This is a genomic window from Stenotrophomonas bentonitica, from assembly GCF_013185915.1.
In the GTDB taxonomy this organism is placed as follows: domain Bacteria; phylum Pseudomonadota; class Gammaproteobacteria; order Xanthomonadales; family Xanthomonadaceae; genus Stenotrophomonas; species Stenotrophomonas bentonitica.
Map to the genome: position 1 here is coordinate 648834 of NZ_JAAZUH010000001.1, position 20885 is coordinate 669718.

A 20885-nucleotide genomic window follows, 5' to 3' on the forward strand; every position below is an offset into this window, starting at 1 on the left:
CCAAGCGAGTCGCTCATGCGCCAAAACACAGCCCTTTTCGCGCTTACATTCCAATGCTGAAGCTTGAGCGTCTTACCTCGAAGGTCTGACGGGCAGTAGTTTTGCGGAGATCACCGCATTAGAACGATTTGAACTCGGACATGCTACACGCCGAATAGGAAACGGTGCATTCTCCACCGCCATTCTCGCGCTTGCAGTCACGGACTGCCAACTCCTTTGCCTGTTCAACCGTCTCCGCATGCGCGGCGATTGAAGTGCCGCCAGCGATTACGCCAGAAGAACTGCCAGGATCCGCGATTGCGGCGCATTGGTTGTAGTAAGCGAGTCGAACTTCACATTTGTTTCCGCCCTGCTTCCTGCACTCATCCATCGCAAGCGCCGATGCAGCGCGCTTTGACTTCTGGGAAACAGCCGCCCCCGTCGCAAGAGGCGCGCCAGGACTTGGGGACTGATCTTCAGCAATTGCACCCCAGCGCGTCTCCCACTTCCCAGTGGGTCGAGGAGAAACACCATTCGCTCCCGCACCACCACCTGGAATGGGCGCGCAACCTTGCACGCCTTGCCCACCGATAGGGTACTGGCCCGGCGGGCAGCTGCCTTCTGCGAACGCCACAGAAGGAACGAGCAAAAACAGTACGAACAAAAGCTTGCTTGGCATTCCAGAACCTCCACCTTTCGTGTCAATGCAGCGCGGACTCAGCCGCCTCACCGAGAATCAGCGTTCCCGTACTTCCCAGATCCGCTGGCCGTGCTTCCAGCCTCAGAAGTGCTCCTCACGGTGGGTTGCACTACCTGACCCACAGCGCCCTCATCACTATTCTTTGTTTGCGGCGGAGTATAGGAGCCCGGCGGCTGGCCCTGCGGGCCTGCGGCTGCCGAGCCGCCTATCTGGGAATATGCCATGAAGCTGCCCAGTGTTCCCTGGAAGAAGAATGCGGCCATTGGGGGCGCGGTCAGGATCAACGTGGTGAGTATCAGGCCCATGCCGCCCTGCTGCATGGCCTGACTGGTCATGCCATCGCTCATTGCGTCACTGAGGAAGAAGCTGTTGATCAGCGACGAGGTCCAGAACGCTGCCGACACACGGATCACCATATCCAGCGCGATGGAAACCATCGCCGACAGCACCGCCATCGAGAACATGGTACCTATGCCGTAGAACAGCCACTTCTGGAACAGCTGCTTGGTCTGATCGAACAGCAGGCACAGGATGAACAGAGGTCCGAAGCCGATGAACAGTGCGATGGCCACCTGGTAGAGCAGCAGCATTGCACCCGCAGTAACCGCCGGACCACCGGTGCCGATGCCGATGAACCACATCGCGCGCGTCTTCTCTTCCTGTAGCCCGCCGTCATCAAGCACCTTGATGGCGTCGATGCTCGACAGGGCCACCTGCATCCACGCCAGGCTCTTGTCGATCTGGTCCGACGCGGTGCCGCCTTCCCCGGTGACTACTCGGGTAATCAGGCCGCCCACGTCCTTGGTGAGGAAGTCGCTCACGCTTGTGCCAAACATGGCCATGCTGGTGGCCACACTGATGATCAACGCTGCGCGGGCCATATTGGTGACCAGCGCCATCATTGAATCCCGGCTCTGCCCAGTGACAATGCGGTAGCCCTGGATCAACACCCACAAGGTCATCAAGACCAGGGCGATGCCCCCAACCCACGCCATCATCCGGCCCATCATCTCAATGCCGAAATCGTTGATCCGCTCGCGCAGGTAATCAAGAATCAGCTTGAAGAAGACGAAGTCGCCTATCGACTGGACACGCACCGCGTAGCCCAGCAGATCCTGCAATCCGCCCGAGAAGTCAAAAACGTTGGCAATCGACCTGATCGACATTTCCACAATCCCTTGGTGATGCTGCTACTACTTCGGTCCGGCACTACTTTGCAGACCCGCTGAACCTGTATGGGTGGATCATTTGACGCCGAGTGCGCCCTTCAGTGCTGCGGTCTTGACGAGCGTCCCGATGATCTGGTTGGTGGTATCACCCTTGAGCGCATTCTTCGCCACCACCTTCTGGTTGGCCTCCATCACTTCGATGTAGGCATCGTAGGATTGCATCCGCGACTGCCAGATCTGCGACTGCACGGCCAGGTCATTGGCCATGCGAAGTGCTTCGCTGTCAGTGCCCTGGACGTTGCCCTGACTGTTGCTGAAGATGCGCAGGTTGAAGATGCGGGTCAACGAAGACTGCATCAACGGCACAGACTCCGTCATGAACGTGACCGCCTCGTTGTACTTTCGATTCTGCATCATGCGGATGTTCACGCAGATCTGTGTCTGCTGCGCCTTGAAATCTGCCTTGGGGTTGAACACGAACGTCTTGAACAGCCCGGTCAGGCTGAGGTCCGTATCGCCACCGCAACTCTGCTTGACCAGATAGTTCTCCGGAACCTTAGTCAGCACAGCGCCTTGCGGCATCCCGAAATTGTTCATGACGGCCTGCACCTGCACCAGCGCCTGCGCATACTGCTCCAGGGTTCGGATCCAGCGGGTGCGCTGCTCCACGTACTCGGCCGCGTCCTGCGCCTTGGAGGCATACGCAGTGATCTCCGCTTTGTAGGTGTTGATCTGGTTCATGATCTGCTGGTACACGCTGGGACCCACTTCGACCACCGGCATGGTGTAGGCCGGCGCAGGGGTGTTGCACATCAGCACGGTCACCAGCGAGAGCGCAGCCAGGCGGTAGCTGAAATGGCGGCGACGGGTCTTGTTATCGTTCATGGTGTTGTCCATAAGGGTCTCCATCGAATCAGGCAACAGCGTCCTGGCGGGTTCCGGCGGGCTTTCCCGAGCCCTTGCGCTTGCTGTAGAACTCACTGAGCCACTGGTCCGGGGTGAGGTCGGCCTGCGCGACCTTCTCGCGCCGGGCGGCGTCGAGCAGGACGCGGTGCATCACGTCGATATTGTCGGTGGAAGCCGAAATCACCGACAGGATGTCGTCCATGCCGCGCAGGTTGAGCTGGCATACGCTGGCCGCGTGACCCTGTTTGACCAGGAAGCAGCGCGAACGCTCGTCCAGGGCGGTGACCACCTTGAACTCGCTCTCGGTCAGCTTCAGGCCGTCGATGTAGTCCGAGCGGCTGGCATTCGGGTTGGGCAGCAGGATCAGGGTGGCGGTCTGCTCGATCAGGGCGGCAGCAATGTCGCTCTTCAGCGCGTCCTCCGGGCTCTGGGTGGCGAAGATGCCCATGCCGTTCTGCTTACGGATGGTCTTCTGCTTGTTCTTGGCGAACTCCTTCAGGCCGCCCTCGCCGTCCAGGATCTTCCAGAACTCATCCATCACGTAGATCAGCGGTCGCCCGTCGATCAGCGACTCCAGCCGGTGCAGCAGGTAGTTGATCACCGGCACCCGCACTTCCGGGTTGTCGATGATGTCGGTGTAATCGAAGCCGATGATGTTGGCCCGGCTCAAGTCCACGGTGTCCACCGGGTTGTCGAACACCCAGCCCAGCGAGTTGCCCGAGGTCCACTTTCGCAGGCGCGCGTACAGGCCGTCGTCGCCCATGTTGGGCAGGCTCTTCTGGAAGTTGGTCATGCTACGCAGGTGCATGGGGGTGTCGAGCATGTTCTCGACGGCGCGGAAGATGTCCTCTTCCTCGCGGGCGCTGTATTCGTGCTTGTTGGCCAGCACCTTGACCAGGTCAGCCAGGAACTGCACGTTGGCTTCGTTGTTCTCGCACTGGAACGGATTGAAGCCAGTGGCCTGCCCGTTCTCCAGCGCCAGGTAGTTGCCGCCGCAGGCGCGCACGAAGATCTCCGCGCCGCGGTCCTTGTCGAAGAAGAAGATGGTCGGCGACGGGTCGTACTTCTGCACCTGGCTGAGCAGGAAGTTGATCAGCGCGGTCTTGCCGGTACCGGACTTGCCGATCACCATGGTGTTGGCAATGGCCTTCTCACCCAGCGAGTTCTCTGAGGGGTGGGTGGCGTGGAAATTGAAGTAGTACGGCTGGCCGTTGGTGGTCTGCAGCGTGGTCACGCAGTCGCCCCACGGGTTGTTGTGCTGCTTGCCGGTGGCGAAGTTGTGCAGCGGCGACAGGCCGAGGAAGTTCAACGAGCTGATGTTGGCCAGGCGGGTGCGGTAGCGCCAGTTGGCCGGGAACTGCGAGTAGAACGAGGCGGTGACCGCCAGGTCTTCCTTGGTCGACACGAACCCGGCGTTGGAGAGCTCGGCGCGGGTGGTGGCGATGTTCTGCGAGAGCTTCTCCTGGCTGTCGGCGTAGACGGCCATGATGAAGTGGTACTCGCCCAGCACGAAATTGCCCGAGGAGAGCTGGTCCATCGCCTGGTCGAGTTCGACGATCTGGCTGACGGCCTTGTCGCCGGAGGAGATCATCATGCCCTTGGTGCGGTCCAGCACCTTGAGCGCGTCCTGGCGGCCCATGGGGCTGAAGGAATGGGTGATGACGTACTCGAAGTCCAGGTACTTCAGGCCGTTCAACACGCCGGGATAGGTGCCTTCGGCGTATTCCTTGATGTTGAGGATGGCGCCGAAGTGGTTCACGCCGTTGGGCGTATTGATCACGAAGTCGCCGGTCTTGGCCGAGAACATGTGCCGGCTGATCGGCAGGTAGTCCTTGACCGGGGCCGACAGCACCGGCACCGGCTCGTCCACCCGGTTGAGCAGGTAGCCGAAGAACTCCAGGGTCTCGGAGAACACCAGGCCGTTCTTTGCTTCATACATGCCCATGCGGTACGGCGAGTAGTCACGGATCACCGCTTCCACGTTGCCGGCCATTTCCAGCAGCTTGGCCACCGCCTGGTCCTGCTCGGCCTGCAGCTGGGTGATGCTGGAGGACTTGTCCATGAAGCGCTTACCCGCCACCACCGGCCGGTAGATCATGGTCAGGTACAGCTCGTTCTGCATGATCCGCTGCGAGCCGAGCATGCCCATGTACTGGTCGGAAACGTCCTGGTTGAAGCGCTGGCCGAACTTGCTGCTGCCCTTGAGTTGGCGGCGACGGCGGATGTCATGCACCCAGAATGCGACGTTGACGAAGTCCGGCGCTCGCAGGGTCTGCAGCAGGCGGTTGAAGGTGTTGTGCCGGTGTTCCAGCTCCCAGTCCTCGCGCCCCACGAACGGCAGGCCTTCCAGATGCCAGGTCAGCAGGAAGTCTCCGCCCGTGGTCTTCACGACCGTCGGCGCCACATGGGACGACAGGGGGATGAATTCGCTGATCGAGGTGTCGGGACTGAACATGACCGGTTCCAATGGATGCTGCGGGGATGACGCGGGTCCTGCACCGGGCAGGCGACGGGGGTCGCCTGCCCGGGGTACTGCATGCCGTCGTCAGGCCGACGGCGGTGGCTTGTCGCGGTAGTGGTTGGGCGTGAACACCCACATGCCGTTGTGCTGTTCCAGGTTGCGTGCGCGGAACTTGAACTGCAGGCGCAGACCGATCAGGCGGAAGATCATTTCATCGCGCTTGGCCATCTGCCGGAGGATGAAGATGGCGATCGGAATGGTGACCAGCAGCCGCATGTCGATGTACATGCTCAGCAGCAACAAGCCGCCCGCGACCAGGAAGAACGGGACGTACGGGACGCCCAGGAACATCGCCGGTCGGGTGCAGCCGCGGAACAGGACGTTCTTATGCACGGTAGTACTGGACGACGTTCATGATCGAGGTGACGGTGGTCTGGCAGGAGCTGGCATTGCCGTCGCCCAGCAGCATCTTGGCGATCTGGCCGGCCGCGCCGATCAGCAGGCCGCCGATCAGGATCGGGGCCACGTCGCCGATGCGCTTGTGGGCGAAGGCGATCTGGTAGCCGGCGAAGATCACCGCGATGGTGACCACGGCGATCGAGGCGATGTTCAGCAGACCGTTGATGTTGGAGAAGAAGCCGCAGACCTTGGTGTCGGTGCCGCCGAAGTTGGTGGCCTGGGCGAACACGTCCGGCACGAAGACGGCAGTGGCGAAGGCGACGGCCATCAGGGCGGTCTTCAGCGAGCGCTGGGCGTGGACGATGTCGAGGTGGGTACGCTTCATTGTGGATTTTCCTTGTTGATGGTCAGACACGACTGGATCGTTCCTTCAGAACACGAAGGCGGCATCCCCGGCGGGGACGTTCTGTACCGGCATCGCCTGCGCAGGCGGGGCCTGCGTCGGCAATGCCACCGGTGCGTTGCGCTCGCTCCACGGACGCACCACCACCGGGCCGGCGGTGTTCTGCGCCATCGGCTGGGCAGGCACGGGAGGGAGTGCGATGGGTTCCGGCGCGGCAGCGGGCGCGGGCGGTTGCGGCATCGCCCGTTCCACGGCGCCCATCACCACCCGCGACAAGGCCGCGTCGGCGGTGCGGAGCGCGACCACGTCCTGCGGCTGCCCGCTGAGCTGCGGATGGTGGGCAACGTCGACAACGCGGCGCTCCGCGCGGCTAACCACATCGATGGGCACCGCGCCGTTGGCCGCCACCATGCTGCCGCGTTGCCGGGCGATGGAGGCGAACACCTTCTGCACGTAGCCGTGGCGGAAGCCGGTGGTGAAGTTGCCCGAGTAGTAGCAGCTGAACGACTTGCCCCAGTCGTTGCCCGAGCGCCCGTAGCACTCGGCCAGGATGCGCGAGGCAGCCTGCAGGTTCGGGCACTGCTGGAAGGCCTTTTCGTACGAATCGAGCCCGTACTTGACCAGGTTGTAGCGGTTGACCTGGGCCAGCCCGACCGAGAAATTGTAGCCCTTCTCTTCCAGCATGCGCACCGTGGCCAAAGCCTCGTCCAGCTGCTTGGGCTGGCGCACCAGCGCACCGCCGACCACGCCGATGGCGTACGGATTGCGCGAGGATTCGACGTTGATCACATGCTGCATCACGTCCATCGACACTGCCATTTCGGGGCAGGCCATCATTTCCAGTCCAGGCAGCATCAGGCGTCCCTCCCCGTGGCGGCCAGCGCCCGTTCGGGGCTGAAATCGATGCCGGTGATGTAGCGGCTGCCGGCGTGTGCCTTGATATGCACCACCACGTCGATGGTCATCATCAGCAGGCGCTTGATCACCGAGAACTCCAGGCCCGAGCCCTCCGCCGAGGCCTTCACCATCAGGCCCAGCTGGTCCCAGGTCTGCTCCGGGCTGCCGGCATGGCAGCTGGTGATCGAACCGGGGTGGCCGGAGGCGCAGTTGCGGATGAAGTAAAACGCTTCATCGCCACGGAGCTCGGCCAGGATGATGCGGTCCGGCTTCATGCGAAGGCAGGCTTCCATGCAGCTCTTGGCGGTGACATTGCTCGCGCTTTGCCCGCCCTTGGAATACAGCAGGTGCACCACGTTGGGCTGGCTGATGAAGAGCTCGCGCGCGTCCTCGATGGTGACCAGGCGCTCGTTGGCCGGAATGTGGTTGACCAGCGACTTCATGAAAGTAGTCTTGCCGCTGCCGGTGGCGCCGGAGACCACGATGTTCTTCCGGTACTGCACCGCCTTGCGGAAGAACTCGGCGTAGTCGCGGTTCTGGCGCAGGGCCAGCAGCTCCTGGTCCTGCTCGCTGAGCGAGGCACCCTGCTCCAGGATCTGGTTGAAGAAGCCGTCGCTCTGGTACTGCTCCAGGGTTTTGGTGTGCTTGGACGGCAGGCGGATGGTGATCGACACCTTGCCTGCGTCGCACGCCGGCGGAATGACGAACTGGGCACGCTGGCCAGTCGGGAAGGTCAGCGACACCACCGGGTCCACATCGGTGATGCGCTGGCCGGTGTTGCTTTCATTGACCACGGCGGTACAGAACTGGCGCGCACGCTCGTAGGTCAGCGTGGGCACTTCCACACGCTGCCATCCGTCACGCGTTTCCAGGTACACCTCGCCCGGACGGTTGATGCAGATTTCCGTCACATCGGGCGAGGTCATGTACGTGTGGATACCCAGGACCTCGTACTGGTACCTGAGGAACTCACTGGAAACGTCGGCTACGGGGGCCACTTCGGCGTCCATGGTCTGTCCAGTCGGTCAGCGGCGGCGCGGCAGCACGTCGCTGAAGTCGACGTCCTTGGCCACGTAGACACTGACCACAGTGCCCTGGTTGATGGTCACGGTGGGCGGGCGACGCTCGCTCAGCGCTTCGTTTGCCAGGCGCTCCATGCTGCGCGCGGTCGCACTCTCATAGGGCGACTGCACGGCAAAGCCGTTGCTGGCGATCTCTGTGGTTTCCGGACCGTGTTCGGCGGCCGCGTATTTGAACGCGTCGGCGATCAGGCTGATCATCAGCGCCGAGGCGATGCGGCTGCCCCAGTGCGCGCTGTAGTCGCCGGGATGACCGGCGCCACCGAGCTGGTCGATGCCGGGGCTGGACATGGCCACGTCGATGCCGTTGGGCGTAGTGATGCGGTCCCACACCACTTCCACGCGCTTGCCCTGCGGGCCGCCACCGTAGGCGCCATAGATCTTCGAACCCTTCGGCAGCAGCAGGCTGCGGCCATTGATCGAGTACACCGGCTCGGTGAGCAGGCAGGAGGTGAAGCCGGCCACGTCGGTGATGATGCGGGTCTCGAGCACGCAGCGCAGGTAGGTGCCGCGGACCAGCAACGCATCCGGGCTGCGGATGAAGCTGGCGTTGGACACATCCTCCACGTCCGGGCCGCGACGGACCTTGGCCGGTGCCGGCTGCTGCGCGCCGGGCAGCTGGGCCAGCATGGCGCGGGTGTACTCGTCGTCCGGACGGCCACCGAGACCGCCGGCCTGCCCTTCGGCACCGCCGCCGCCCATGCCGCCGCCTACTCCACTGCCGGACGCCATGCGGCGATCCAGCAGCGAAGGCTGGCGCGGTTCGTTGGACATGTCCATGTCGCCGCCGATCGCCGGCGGCGTGCGGTACGGGTTGTCCTGCGCCGGTGGCGGCAACGGCGGCAGCATTTCAATGGGCTGCGCGTCGGCCACCGGCGGTGGTGCCACTACCGGCGGCGCGGTCGGCAGCTCCGGCGTGGACACGCGGGCCTGTTCGTTGACCTTGGCCGGGCGGTCCTGGTCGTCGCTGCTCTTGCGCAGCAGCAGGAAGCCCATTGCGATGACCAGCACCAGGATGCCACCGAGGAAGGCCAGGGCCTTGCGGTTCAGGCGCTGCTCTTCGGCCGAGCGCAGCTGCGGCGCGGCGGCGTCCAGGTTGGGATTGTTGTCGGCCACGTTCTGCCCGTAGTACGGGTTGCCGGTGGGCTCATGCGGCTCGTTGCCGGGAGTGTGCTGGCTCATTTCTTTACGTTCCTTCGCAGGCCGACGACGCTGTCACCGTGGCGGATCACCAGGTAGGGATAGGTGCCATGCACGATGAGCGCGTTGCCTTCCACCGTGGTGTTGACCACGAAGTCCTCACCGTCTTCGCTTTCGCGACCGAACACCGCCGGGAAGATCCCGGTCTTGTACTCCGGCGACGCGGGCAGCTTGAGGTAGGTGAAGCGGCCATCGTCGTAGGCGTTGACCGGGATCAGCCAGCCCATCTTCTTCGCGCGGCGCGTCGAGTAGGAGTAGTCGAAGTTGTACTGGCGGTCCTTGGCCAGCTCCGAGCTGAGCAGCGGCTTGACCTCTTCGTCCACCGCCTGCTGCGCGGTACCGAATTCGGTATCGCTCGGGTAACGGAAGGCGATCTTGTACTGCACGCCCGCGCGCCGCGCCTGTTCCAGCTGGCGCCAGTCGGTGGCGACCACCTTCAGTTCGAAGATGTACGAATGGGTCTCGGTGCGCACCATCATGTTGGTGTCCACGTCGACGTTCTTCGGCTTGAGATAGAACACGTTCTCGCGACGGGTCAGCTCCCAGCCGCTGCTGAAGCCGGTGCTGTAGTCCAGGATCTTCTCGTTCGGGCTCAGTTCGATCTGGGTGGTCAGGCCCAGGCCGGTGCGCACCGGGTAGATGCGGTCCTGTTCGTACTCGTACTGGTCCACCACCTGGGCCTGCGCCGGGGCGCTGGCCATGGCCATGATCGGCACCAGGGCCAATGCGGCCCATCCAATGTTGCGACTACTCATCGGTTGCTTGCTCCCTCAGCAGTTCCGGTGGAAACGTTTCGTGCCGGCGCAGTGGCCGGTTGCCGCGGCGCGACCTGTCCTGGTATTGCCTGGCCGGGCACGACCTGCCCGGGGTTCTGTTGCTGCATCGGCTGGGCCGGCATTGGCTGTGCGGGCATCGGCTGGCCCGGCACCGTCATCTGGCCGGGAACCGGCTGGCCTTGAACCTGCTGGCCCGGTGCCACGGTCTGCCCCGGCACCGGCGCGGCTACCGGCTGCCCGGTATTCGGATCGATCATCGTGGCGGCCGCTGGATTGTTCGGGTCGTACACCGGCACCGCAGCCGCGGCGGCCGCTTGCGCAGCTGCCTGCGCTGCCGCGGCCTGGTTGGCCTGGCTGGTCATCGACGCGTCGTCCGGCACCGGCACGCCGCGCGCGTAGTCGCTGTCGACGCGGTACTCGGTGACCTGGAACGCCAGCGGGTTGAGCACGCGGTCCTGTTCGGAGAGGGCCAGGTCGGTGCGGTACTCGAACCGCATCGTCACCAGCTTGTTGTCCAGGAACTGCATTACCCCGGTGGTCTTGTCGAGCAGGCTGCGCTGGATGCGCACCGACGCGCCACGGAAGCTGCCATTGCCCTCCGCCGCCAGCGGCGTGATGCTGAGGATCTTGACCCGGATCGCCTTGTTGGTGCCGTACACGTACACGGGGTTCTGCGGATTGTTGTTCGCATAGCGCTGGCGCTGGGTTGCAGCCACCGGCTCGGACGACATCGTGAACACCAGGTCCCAGTCGCGCAGGCCCATCACCGCCGAATCGAACGACTCGCGCGCCATCACGTATTGCGCGACGTTGCTGCGGTTGATCGCCTCGTTGGCGGTGATCGACCCGGCACCGAACGTTCCGCTGAGGCGCGCGACCGTGGCGTTGCCAGTGTACGCGTCGGCCATCACCAGGAACGGCACCTTCTCCTTGAGCGGCAGCATGTAGTAGTAGCCGCCGGCCAATGCCAGCGACATCACCATCGAGCCGGTCGCCACCCACCACGCGCGACGCTCGCTGCGACGCGCCATGTCGGCGACGGTCAACTCGTAACTCACAGCCTTGGCGACCGCCTGGTCGACCTTGGGATTGTTGCCTGCGTCCTTCTTTCGGAACATGGGGTCATCCGTACTGCTGGAACATCAAGGGGATCAGCTGCCGCTGGTGCTGTTGGCGTTGCCGGTGGCCGCAGTCGGCGCCGACGCCGAAGCGGTCTGCACCACGATCTGGTTGCCGACGATCGACACCAGCACGCCCTGCCCCGCATACGCGGCGCTCAGGTCGATCATGGCCTGCTGCGGATTGGTGGTACCGATCGTGGAGACCGCGCCATACAGCGTGTAATCGGAACTGATGCGGTAATCGAGCGTCATGCCCGAATCCTTGGCCCAGCGTTCAAGCATGGTCTTCAAGGTGCCGTCCATCGGCGAAGCCTGGTACACGTAACTGGTGTACAGCGGGATTTCCATCGTGGTGCTGGCGAAGCGGTTCACCGGCTTCCACCGGCCGCCGAAGTCCGGCGCCGGTGCAGTGGCGCACCCGGCGAGCAACAGCACCGCAGATGCAATGGCGACGCCGATGGATCCCTTGAACAATGACGCTTGCTTCATACGAACTTCCCTATGGCGTACGGAATAGCGGTTTTCAGCCTGAAAATCGGCAAAACTAAAGCGTGTCGACGCCCACGGCGGGCTCAACCAGTCAACGTGCGGATGTGAGTTGAAACACTTTTCAACGGTGAAACCGGGCCCCAGCCCGCCTGGTGTGCATTCGCCCCGAACGCCTGTCCGGCCCCTGCGCCTGCACACTCAAACCGTGAAAAGCCATCCTTGTACTTGCTGCTGCATGCGTAACGACGATTTCATGACGCATGAAACGTCCATCAAAATTACGATGCCACACCTCCGCGTCAAATCAACGTCAATTACGACAACTTTTTAACCTTCACACGCAACTTCTTTGACGTGCGTCACATGCGTTCACGTGCAGCGCTCACAGCGCCAGCATCGGCACATCGGTCTTCGGCAACAGACGCGATGTGAAATAGCGGTCCTTGTAGTACTTGATCTTGTCGCACTTCACGGGATGCGGAATGCCTTCGTACAGGAACACCTCGTGGTCATTGCCCATGGCCTTGAGCTCCTGCGGCAACATCAGTGCGCGGCGCTCTTCCGTGAAGTTGTGGGTCTTTTCACGGGCGTGGGTGACGTTCTTCTTCCGCACGGTGGTGTAACCGAGCATCTCCGAATAGTCGTTGGCGTCCTGCTGCTCGCGCGGCGCGTACAGGATCTGCAGCGCGTGGTTGGTGATGATCGTGCGCGATACGTCCCGGCCGTAGGTTGCGTCCAGCTGCGCCATGCTCTGGATGATCGGCAGCAGGCGCACGTTGTAACCGGCCATGTAGGACACCGCCGAGGCAATGATGTCGACCTTGCCGATCGCGGTGAACTCGTCCATCAACAACAGCACCTGGTACTTCAGGTCCGGATTGGATTTGGGCAGTTCCTTGGTGTTGAGGTTGATGATCTGGCTGAAGAACAGGTTGATGATCAGTCGGCTCTCGGCCAGCTTGTTGGGCTGGATGCCGATGTAGATGGTCATCTTCTTCCGGCGCAGGTCGGTGAGCAGGAAGTCGTTGGCGCTGGTGGCCTTGTCCAGCACCGGATTGATCCAGGCGTTCAGCGGTTCCTTGAAGGTGCCCATGATCGACGCGAAGGTTTCATCGGCCTGCGAGAGCAGATTGGCGAAGGCCGCGCGCGCATTGCCGCTGAGGAACTTCTGCTCGGACAACGCCTTGAGGTACTTGCGCAGGTCGCTGCCATCGCCGGTGGCGAGGCGGAACACCGCACCCAGGGTCGGCGCGCCCTGCCCGCCCGGGAACCCCTGCTGGCGTTCGTCGTCGCGGTTTTCGAACAGGTACAGCGTGAAGGCCATGAACGCATTGCGTGCCTGGCTGATCCAGAATTTCTGGTCGTCCGAGCCGTCCGGGTACAGCATCGCGGCAATGCTCATCAGCTCCGAGACGCGGAAGGCCGGGTCGTCGGAGACGTAGCTGAGCGGGTTCCAGCGATGGGTACGGCGGTCTTCGGCGAACGGATTGAACAGGAACACCTCATGGCCTTGGCTGGCGCGCCAGCCACTGGTGAGGTCGAAGTTCTCCTGCTTGATGTCCAGCACGACTACGGACTCGCCGTACTCGAGCAGGTTCGGAATCACCACGCCCACGCCTTTGCCGGAACGGGTGGGTGCGGCCAGGATCACGAACTGCTGGCCACTGAGGCGCACCAGCTTGCCGCCGAAGCTGCCCACCACGATGCCGTTGTCGGTCTTCTTGAACAGGCCATGCTTCGCCAGGTCACCCGCCTCTGCAAAGCGCGCATCACCATGCAGCGACTTCTTCTTCGGCTTGACCAGGAAGAACAGCGCGCCCAGCAGCGCCAGCGCCGGCAGACCGAACCCGATCACGCCCGCGGCTTTGATTTTCGTCAGGTACGGCGCAACGGCAGGCTGATCCATCGCCTGGACGTATTGAAGATAGGTGTTCCACTTGAACAGCCCGGTGTCCAGACCCAGCAGCAGCAGCGTGAGGTATCCGGAAAGACAGTAGCCAACAAGTGCGGTCAACAGGACTGCAACAGCGATGACGACAGGTTTCTGCGTGGACAAACGTGATCCTCCATGACGCGCCATTCCAGGCGCTACGACGTGCGTTGGCATCAGTGTGATGCGCGGTGCACGCGACTCGTAATCCAACTTCCGACATCTGGACCAATGTCAATGACGCGCATCCTAATGCACGTTTGCAGCGCTGCCAATCAGAAAGTTCTGATGATACGTCTGTAAATACAGGTGTATTCGCATGAATGATGCGTGCAGCGGGACAATGGAACACGATCGTAAACAACGCATCACGCAATGCACGCAACGCGCGTGTGCATTCTTCACGCAGCACTGAATTGCAGTGCTGTAGACGCGCGCGAAGCAACGCGTTGCAATCATCAAAACTGTGCTACTCGTCACGGTGGTTAATGATTGTGTAGAGCGTTCGACGTGCTCGCGTGTGAAATTCAACGCTTCACTTGTGCATGCCTCCATGTGAAAGCGTGCGAGCGACGTTCTTTTCGTCGTCGAGATAATGTGAAGAAAATATGACGAACATCCTTCACACCCCGTCTCAGAAGACCCCCTGATCCACAGCATTCCAGCCGCAGACCTGCGTCAGACAGGCGCATGTTGCGCCGCAGCAGTACAATGCCCAGCCACGTTCTTCGTTCTCCTGCCCCATGAGCCCCACCAACCTCCCCTTGGCCGCGCGGCTGTCTGCCCGTGAGCGCACGCTGATCATCCTGGCCCTGTCGCTCGGCGGCTTTGCCATCGGCACCAGCGAATTCGCCAGCATGGGCCTGATGCTGGAAATCAGCCGCGGGCTCTCCATCAGCGAGACCCAGGTCGGCCACCTGATCAGTGCCTACGCCATCGGTGTGGTCGTGGGCGCCCCGGTGCTGGCGTTCGCAGGTGCCGGTTATGCGCGGCGGACCCTGCTGCTGGGCCTGATGGGCTTCTATGCGGTGGGCAACCTGGCCAGCGCGCTGGCACCGGACTACGCCACCATGCTGATCGCCCGCTTCGTGGCCGGCCTGCCGCACGGCGCCTACTTCGGCGTGGCGATGCTGGTGGCCGCCGCGATCAGCCCGCCCGCACAGCGCGGCGCGGCCGTCTCAAAAGTGCTGTTGGGTCTCTCGGTGGCGATCCTGGTCGGCAACCCGCTCACCACCTGGCTCGGCCAGCAGCTCAGCTGGCGCACCGCGTTCGCGCTGGTCAGCGTGCTCGCCATCGCCACCGTGGTGATGATCGCGCGCTTCCTGCTGCCGGACCCGGACGAGGTGCGCACCTCGCCGATGCGCGAACTGCGCGCCTTCAACAAGCCGCAGGTGTGGTTGGCGCTGGCGATCGGCTCGGTCGGTTTCGCCGGCATGTTCTGTGTGTTCACCTACCTCGCCCCGACCCTGGTCCAGGTGACCGGCCTGGCCGAATCGTGGATGCCGGTGGCCGTGGGCATCTTCGGCATCGGCGCGATCATCGGCAACGTGGCCGGCGGCTGGCTGGTGGACCGCTTCCAGTTCCGCGCCGCCGCCATCGTGCTGGTGTGGTCGATCGTGGTGCTGCTGGCCTACCCGCTGGCCGCCAACTCGGTGTGGACCATCTTCCCGCTGATCGTTGCGGTCGGCACCATGGGCGCCCTGGCCGCAGTGCTGCAGACCCGCCTGATGGACGTCGCCGGCGAAGCCCAGACCCTGGCAGCCGCCTCCAACCACGCCGCCTTCAACACCGCCAACGCACTGGGCCCGTGGTTCGGCGGCATGGCCATCGGCGCCGGCTTCAGCCCGGCAGTGACCGGGTATGTGGGCGCAGCCACCGCCGTGGGCGGCCTGCTGCTGTGGGGCGTGGCGGTGCTGGTGCAGCGCCAGTCGCGCGGCAACGAGGCAGTTGCCTGCGAACGCTGATTGGACGGATGGTCGCTCCACTGAACAAGCCCCGCTTCGGCGGGGCTTGTTCGTTCTGGACACTGCGGATCACGCAGGCAAACAACCGCGTAGCGACACGCCATGCGTGTCCCACGCACCGCCCGATTCCCGCGCAAACCCACCGCCATCGCACCTCCTGACACCCTGCTGGACACGCATGGCGTGTCTCTACGCGCATAAACGCATGACGCGTGCACCCCGTTCTTCCTGCAACTCCGTCGCACTTTCGCGAAAACCTGCGCACGTTGCGACACGTTTTAGGCAACGCCTATCGAAGGCGCAATTTCAACAGAAACAATCAACTAGCCATGCCATGCACTGGCGCTCAAGGTAGGCGACGGAGCTTCGAAACTCCGAATGCGTGCAAACTTATGACGTCCCATGTCGGGAGGGTGGCTAATACAAGACCCCTCATCCGGGGAAATACGCCACGCCGTACGCACGCTTCCACGGTTTCGAACCTCCCGGCTCCCTTGCCCTACCGGCAAGGGAGATTTCCCCTTGGAGGACCGCCATGCACATATCACGCCACACCCCGATGTTCCCCGAGCTCGGCATGCCTACGGCCGAACAACCGCGCCACTACACAGTGCGTGCGCACACCTACCCTTGGATGGACACTTTCGACGGCGGCCTCGTGCCCTGCATCGCCGCGCACGGCAGCTGGTTGTACAACGCAGGCTTCAAGCCCGGCGCAAGGGTAACCGTGCAGGCGGTCGAGGGCCGGCTGATCTTCGACCTTGTCGACCCACCGAAGGAACCGCGTAATCGCAAGTGCAACGCGTTCGAAAAGTACATCGCCGACCGCTACGCACCCAGGCCGGGAGAAGTCACCTACTACGAACACCCGGGCCTGCTGGTCCGCGAGCACATCCTCGGCCCCATGGGAGCTTCAACCCTGGACTTCGCCCACGCCATCGGCGTCTCCCAGGACCTGGCCGAATGCTTCCTGGCCGGCGACCACGACGTAGACATGGACCTGGCCGAGCGCCTCGCCCCCTTCGCCAGCACCTCCCAATGGTTCTGGTGGGAACTGCAACAAAAGCACCTCTCCAGGTAGAGGCGGGCCCTGCCCGGCTGCACGCCGACGCGGCAATTCCGATCGGATTTTCCTATCATGGCAATCCCTTCCAACGCTCGCCCGGCCCCGTGCCAGCGACCGCCCCGCTTTCCTGGATGTACAGATGACGCACGACTGGTCCCCCTCCCCCTGGGGCCGACGCCTCTCGCGCTCGCCGGACTGGCGGCTGCGCCGGGTCGATGACCGGTTCGAGCTGACCGTGGATGGGCAGGTCTATTCGCTGGCGGTGAGCGCCTCCAACGCGTGGCGCGTGCAGCGCGGTCCGGTGTGGTCTTCGCTCAGCATCGCCACCGAAGACGGCGACCTGCGGCTGGGCGGCCTTGCCGCCGCCCCGGCGCGCGAACTGGAGGCGCTGTGGGCGGCAAGCGCGCATGCCCACCAGCAGGACCAGCAACTCGGCGACGCCAACGATGCGCTCGCGCGGATCCGCGACTGGCTGGACCAGGTCGATCACGCGCAGGAACTCGCGGATGCACAGCAGCGCTGGTTCACCCTCGAGCAGCAGCAGACACTGCTGGATGCCCGCCCGCGCCTGACGCTGGACGGCGATGCGCTCTGGGCCATCTTCGACGACCCCACCCTGCGCCCGCAGCTGCACGGCGTACCCGCAGCGATCGAAGACGATCTGCAGCGCTGGACAGAGGACTGGGAGGCACAGTGGGCGTCACGCAATGAAGCGCACCTTCAACAGGAACGCGACGCCGTCGCTCCACTGCTGGCCCAGGTCGAACGCAGGCCGCTGAGCGAAGAACAGACCCGCGCTGTACTCAGCTTCGAAAGCCGCATGCTGCTGGTGGCCGCCGCCGGCTCCGGCAAGACCTCGACCATGGTGGCAAAGGCCGCCTACGCCGTGCAGCGTGGCTTGATGGCGCCGGACCAGATCGTGATGCTGGCCTTCAACAAGGAGGCCGCCACCGAACTGCAGCAGCGCACTGCCGCCGCATTCGAACGACTCGGCCTGCCAACAGGCGAGGTCAACGCCTGCACCTTCCACGCGCTGGGTCGGCAGATCATCGGCAAGGTGACCGGCCGCATGCCCGAGGTGCCCTCGTGGGCGGTGGATGCGGCGCAGGGCTTCGACCAGCTGGCCGACATCATCGACCGCCTCAAGGACCGCTCGCTGCATTTCCGTACCCAGTGGGACATGTTCCGGCTGGTGTTCGCACGCGACCTGCCACCGCAGGGCGAAGCCACCCCGGCCGACGGCTGGGACAGCGACGGCAACCGCTACGTGCGCACCCTGCGCGGCGAGCGTGTGGGCAACATCGAAGAGTGCGTGATCGCCGACTGGCTGTTCTACAACGGCGTGGACTACACCTACGAACCGCACCCGGTGCTGGATACCGGTACCGACACCTGGCAGCCCGGCTGCGCGGACTTCTTCTACCCGGGCACCACGCTGTATCACGTGCACCATGCCGACGGCAGTGGTGACAGCACACCGCTACATGCGCGCTCACGCGATGCGGTGCAGCTGCGCACGACCGCCACGCAGCTGCGCAATGGAGACCTGTTCAACGCACTGTCCGAAGCGCTCACCGCGCACGGTCTGGAGCTGGACCCGAACCCGGACCGCGAGCTGCCCGCCGAAGGCGCCAAGCCCATGCCGGACAGCGACCTGATCGGCCTGCTGCGCACCTTCATCAGCCATGCCAAGAGCAACGGGCTGGCCCCTGCCGACCTGGCCGAGCGCCTGCGCGAACTGCCCGAAGACCGGTTCAAGCATCGCTATCGGCTGCTTCTGGAACTGGCCACGCCGATCCTGCACGCCTGGGACGACGCGCTCGCCGCCGAGAACGCCATCGATTTCGAAGACATGCTCAACCAGGCTGCCGAGTACCTGGAACAGGGCCGCTACCAGGCGCCCTACCTGCTGGTGATGGCCGATGAATTCCAGGACGCCTCGCGTGCACGCGCACGGCTGTGCAAGGCGCTGGTGCAGGCGCCGGGGCGGCATCTGTTTGCAGTGGGCGACGACTGGCAGTCGATCAACCGGTTTGCCGGCGCCGACGTGAGCGTGATGACCGGGTTTACCGAGACCTTCGGCCCCTCGCAGGTGCTGCAACTCTCCCAGACCTTCCGCTGCCCGCAGGCGCTATGCGATGCGTCCAGCCGCTTCATCTCGAAGAACCCGGCACAGATCGCCAAGCAGGTTCGCTCTGCCACACCGGCCCAAGGCCCGGTGCTGCAGGCGTTCCAGGTGGCCTCGCGCGACCGCCTGCAGGACGCGATCTACCAGTACCTGCAGCGCCTGCAGCAGCAGCTGCAGAGCGGCGCCATTGCGCCCGGCCGCGATGGTCGCCTCTCCGTGTTCGTGTTGGGCCGCTACAACGCAGACCGCGCCTACCTGCCCGCCCACTGGGCGCAGCGCTTCGGCGCGCAGCTGGAGCTCAGCTTCCTCACCGCTCACCGCGCCAAGGGTGCGGAGGCCGACATCGTGATCCTTCCTTCCATGCTGGAGCGCAGCTTCCCCAGCGCCCGCGCCGATGACCCGGTGCTTGGCTTGGCGATGCCGCACGCCGACACATTCCCGCTGAGCGAAGAGCGCCGCCTGTTCTACGTGGCGCTGACCCGTGCGCGGCGCTCGGTGGCGATGTTCACCGTGCAGGGCAAGCGTTCGCCGTTCCTCAACGAGTTGGTGCACGACGGTGCGGTGGAGATCACCGCCACAACGGGCGAGCCCATCCGCGAGCAGGCCTGCCCGGTCTGCGAGGGCGGGGTGATCGTGCAGCGCAGTGGGCCGTATGGGGAGTTCGCCTCCTGCTCGAGCTTCCCGCGTTGCCAGTACAAGCCGAGGCAGGCTGCGCCCGTCACTGCGCTGCGCTAGTCCAACAGGCCCAGCAGCGAGCGGTGCACGGCCACGCCCACCAGTGCCCCCTCGCCCACCGCCAGCGCGATGCTGCCGGCCATGCGCCCGGCATCGCCGCAAGTGAACACGCCGGGCACGGTCGTCTGCTTGGCTGAATCGGCGACGATGCAGCCTGGATCCAGCAGCTCGCAGCCAAGCTGTTCGGCCAGGTCGCAGGAGAGGCGTGACTGGGGGAGCAGGAACAGGGCGTCCAGGGTGATCTTGCGGCCATCGGCCAGTACAACGCTGGCGGCGTCTTCCACACGCTGGATGGCGGTGGATTCGATGGTCACCCGACATGCGTCCATGCGCTCGCGCTGCTCAGGATCGATGCCTTCGAGATTGGGGCAGAACAAGGTGATGTTGCCCCAGTCGCACAGCAGGACTGCCTGGCCGGCGCCACCATCCTTGGAGCAGCCAATCACCCCGATGTTGCCTTCGTAGATCTCATACCCGTGGCAGTACGGGCAATGGAACACGCTGCGGCCCCAGCGCTCGGACAAGCCTTCGATGTCCGGAAGGGTGTCGGTGACGCCGTAGGCCAGGACCAATCGGTCGCCAATGAACGTGCTGCCGTCTTCGCAACCCACCTCAAAGGACACCCCCTCTTCCAGCACCTTGGCGTGGGTTGCCCTGCCCTCGCGCCAGGTCACAGTTGGGTAAGCCATCAGCTCCGCGCGCGCCTTGGCCGCGATCTCGGCCGGAGGGAGGCCCTCCCGGGCGATGAAGCCGTGCGCCGCCAGCGAGTTGCGGTTGCGCGGCAGCCCGGAATCGATCACCAGCACGTTGCGGCGGGCGCGAACCAGCTGCAGCGCTGCGGACATGCCGGCGTAGCTGCCGCCAATGATGATGGCGTCCAAATGGGGGCTGGGGGTGGCGCTCATGGGGGGAACCTGGAGCGATTGGGGGAGCTGCGAGAATACGACCATCCTGTGAAGCAGCAGTCACGCTGATCTGAAGCGCCCCAGCCCCCCCCCCCCCCTGGCAAGAATCTCGCCAGTCTGGTGTCCAACATCGCGAATATCCCCGCCAACATCTTCTCGCCCGCACTGGCAGTGGCCGCGGGTATCGGCCGCAACCTAGCTGCCGTGGCGCCAGGCGTGAATGGGGAGGTGCTTGCGCTGCTTTGTATGTGCGCCCATCTCACTGGCGTAACTCAGCGATGCTGACCTCAGCGACTATTTCGCTGGAACTAACCGATAGCAGCGACACGCTGCTGCCAGTTCTGGTTACGGCGTTGCTCGCGCGAGGGGTGTCGGGGCTGGTGTGCAGAGTGCTGATTTATCTGGGGATGGAAAATCTGTCGCTCAGATCAACGGAAACACCAGAGCCTTGAGGCCGATGCAAAGGTAGCGCAAGGAAAACTTGGGAGGATCTGAGGAAACCATTGCAATACAACGAGCCGGTTGCAGAAGTAGCGGCCGTTGACTGCAGCCGTTCTCATCTCACTTAGAAACCAGTG

The 20885-nt window shown here is 63.8% G+C and carries 17 protein-coding genes and 1 pseudogene; 4 read left to right on the top strand and 14 right to left on the bottom strand.

The features are described from left to right. Positions 1-118: 118 nt before the first annotated feature. From HGB51_RS20500 to HGB51_RS02965, 13 genes are all read right to left on the bottom strand, one after another. A complete protein-coding gene (locus HGB51_RS20500) occupies positions 119-658 on the bottom strand; it encodes a DUF4189 domain-containing protein (protein ID WP_141738965.1) in 540 nt (179 codons plus the stop codon). Between the two features lie 47 nt (positions 659-705). After that, a complete protein-coding gene (locus tag HGB51_RS02910) occupies positions 706-1845 on the bottom strand; it encodes a TrbL/VirB6 family protein (RefSeq protein WP_084738777.1) in 1140 nt (379 codons plus the stop codon). A 78-nt stretch (positions 1846-1923) separates the two neighbouring features. Then, positions 1924-2733: a hypothetical protein gene (locus HGB51_RS02915; protein ID WP_141738966.1), complete on the bottom strand. Its 810-nt coding sequence runs from the start codon at positions 2731-2733 to the stop codon at positions 1924-1926. A gap of 28 nt (positions 2734-2761) precedes the next feature. Beyond that, on the bottom strand, positions 2762-5209 hold the full coding sequence (locus HGB51_RS02920) for a VirB4 family type IV secretion/conjugal transfer ATPase (RefSeq protein WP_070206395.1): 2448 nt from the start codon (positions 5207-5209) through the stop codon (positions 2762-2764). A gap of 90 nt (positions 5210-5299) precedes the next feature. Next, a complete protein-coding gene (locus HGB51_RS02925; RefSeq protein WP_084738779.1) occupies positions 5300-5608 on the bottom strand; it encodes a VirB3 family type IV secretion system protein in 309 nt (102 codons plus the stop codon). Then, entirely contained in the window at positions 5601-5999 is a 399-nt protein-coding gene (locus tag HGB51_RS02930) for a TrbC/VirB2 family protein (protein WP_070206282.1), read from the bottom strand. The genes HGB51_RS02925 and HGB51_RS02930 overlap by 8 nt, the downstream gene beginning before the upstream one ends. 45 nt (positions 6000-6044) lie before the next feature. Further along, complete coding sequence (locus HGB51_RS02935; RefSeq protein ID WP_070206283.1) at positions 6045-6872, bottom strand: lytic transglycosylase domain-containing protein; 828 nt, start codon at positions 6870-6872, stop codon at positions 6045-6047. Beyond that, positions 6872-7924, bottom strand: coding sequence for a P-type DNA transfer ATPase VirB11 (gene virB11 / locus HGB51_RS02940; protein WP_070206284.1), 1053 nt, complete (start codon positions 7922-7924; stop codon positions 6872-6874). Before virB11 ends, HGB51_RS02935 begins: the two co-directional genes overlap by 1 nt. A 15-nt stretch (positions 7925-7939) precedes the next feature. Further along, entirely contained in the window at positions 7940-9175 is a 1236-nt protein-coding gene (locus HGB51_RS02945; protein ID WP_070206285.1) for a TrbI/VirB10 family protein, read from the bottom strand. Further along, on the bottom strand, positions 9172-9948 hold the full coding sequence (locus tag HGB51_RS02950) for a TrbG/VirB9 family P-type conjugative transfer protein (RefSeq protein WP_070206286.1): 777 nt from the start codon (positions 9946-9948) through the stop codon (positions 9172-9174). The genes HGB51_RS02945 and HGB51_RS02950 overlap by 4 nt, the downstream gene beginning before the upstream one ends. After that, positions 9945-11087, bottom strand: a complete 1143-nt coding sequence (locus tag HGB51_RS02955; protein ID WP_070206287.1) for a VirB8 family type IV secretion system protein — start codon at positions 11085-11087, stop codon at positions 9945-9947. Before HGB51_RS02955 ends, HGB51_RS02950 begins: the two co-directional genes overlap by 4 nt. Positions 11088-11120: 33 nt before the next feature. Next, positions 11121-11579: a hypothetical protein gene (locus HGB51_RS02960; protein ID WP_070206288.1), complete on the bottom strand. Its 459-nt coding sequence runs from the start codon at positions 11577-11579 to the stop codon at positions 11121-11123. Between the two features lie 382 nt (positions 11580-11961). Further along, a complete protein-coding gene (locus tag HGB51_RS02965) occupies positions 11962-13659 on the bottom strand; it encodes a type IV secretory system conjugative DNA transfer family protein (protein WP_070206289.1) in 1698 nt (565 codons plus the stop codon). Positions 13660-14252: 593 nt separating this feature from the next. Between HGB51_RS02965 and HGB51_RS02970 the strand changes: the two genes are divergently transcribed. From HGB51_RS02970 to HGB51_RS02980, 3 genes are all read left to right on the top strand, one after another. Then, positions 14253-15473, top strand: a complete 1221-nt coding sequence (locus HGB51_RS02970; RefSeq protein WP_070206290.1) for an MFS transporter — start codon at positions 14253-14255, stop codon at positions 15471-15473. A gap of 535 nt (positions 15474-16008) precedes the next feature. Beyond that, positions 16009-16554 (top strand): hypothetical protein, encoded by a 546-nt coding sequence (locus HGB51_RS02975; RefSeq protein ID WP_070206291.1) that lies wholly within the window; start codon positions 16009-16011, stop codon positions 16552-16554. A gap of 124 nt (positions 16555-16678) precedes the next feature. Continuing rightward, positions 16679-19402, top strand: a complete 2724-nt coding sequence (locus tag HGB51_RS02980) for a UvrD-helicase domain-containing protein (RefSeq protein WP_070206292.1) — start codon at positions 16679-16681, stop codon at positions 19400-19402. Here HGB51_RS02980 and HGB51_RS02985 read toward each other — a convergent pair. Next, the gene (locus HGB51_RS02985; RefSeq protein WP_070206293.1) at positions 19399-20307 is read right to left on the bottom strand and encodes an NAD(P)/FAD-dependent oxidoreductase; all 909 of its coding nucleotides are present in this window, start codon (positions 20305-20307) and stop codon (positions 19399-19401) included. The two genes, HGB51_RS02980 and HGB51_RS02985, sit on opposite strands and share 4 nt — an antisense overlap. A gap of 102 nt (positions 20308-20409) precedes the next feature. Here HGB51_RS02985 and HGB51_RS02990 point away from each other — a divergent pair. Then, positions 20410-20759 (top strand): annotated as a pseudogene (locus HGB51_RS02990) (chloride channel protein); the annotation flags it as partial. Positions 20760-20885: the final 126 nt, after the last annotated feature.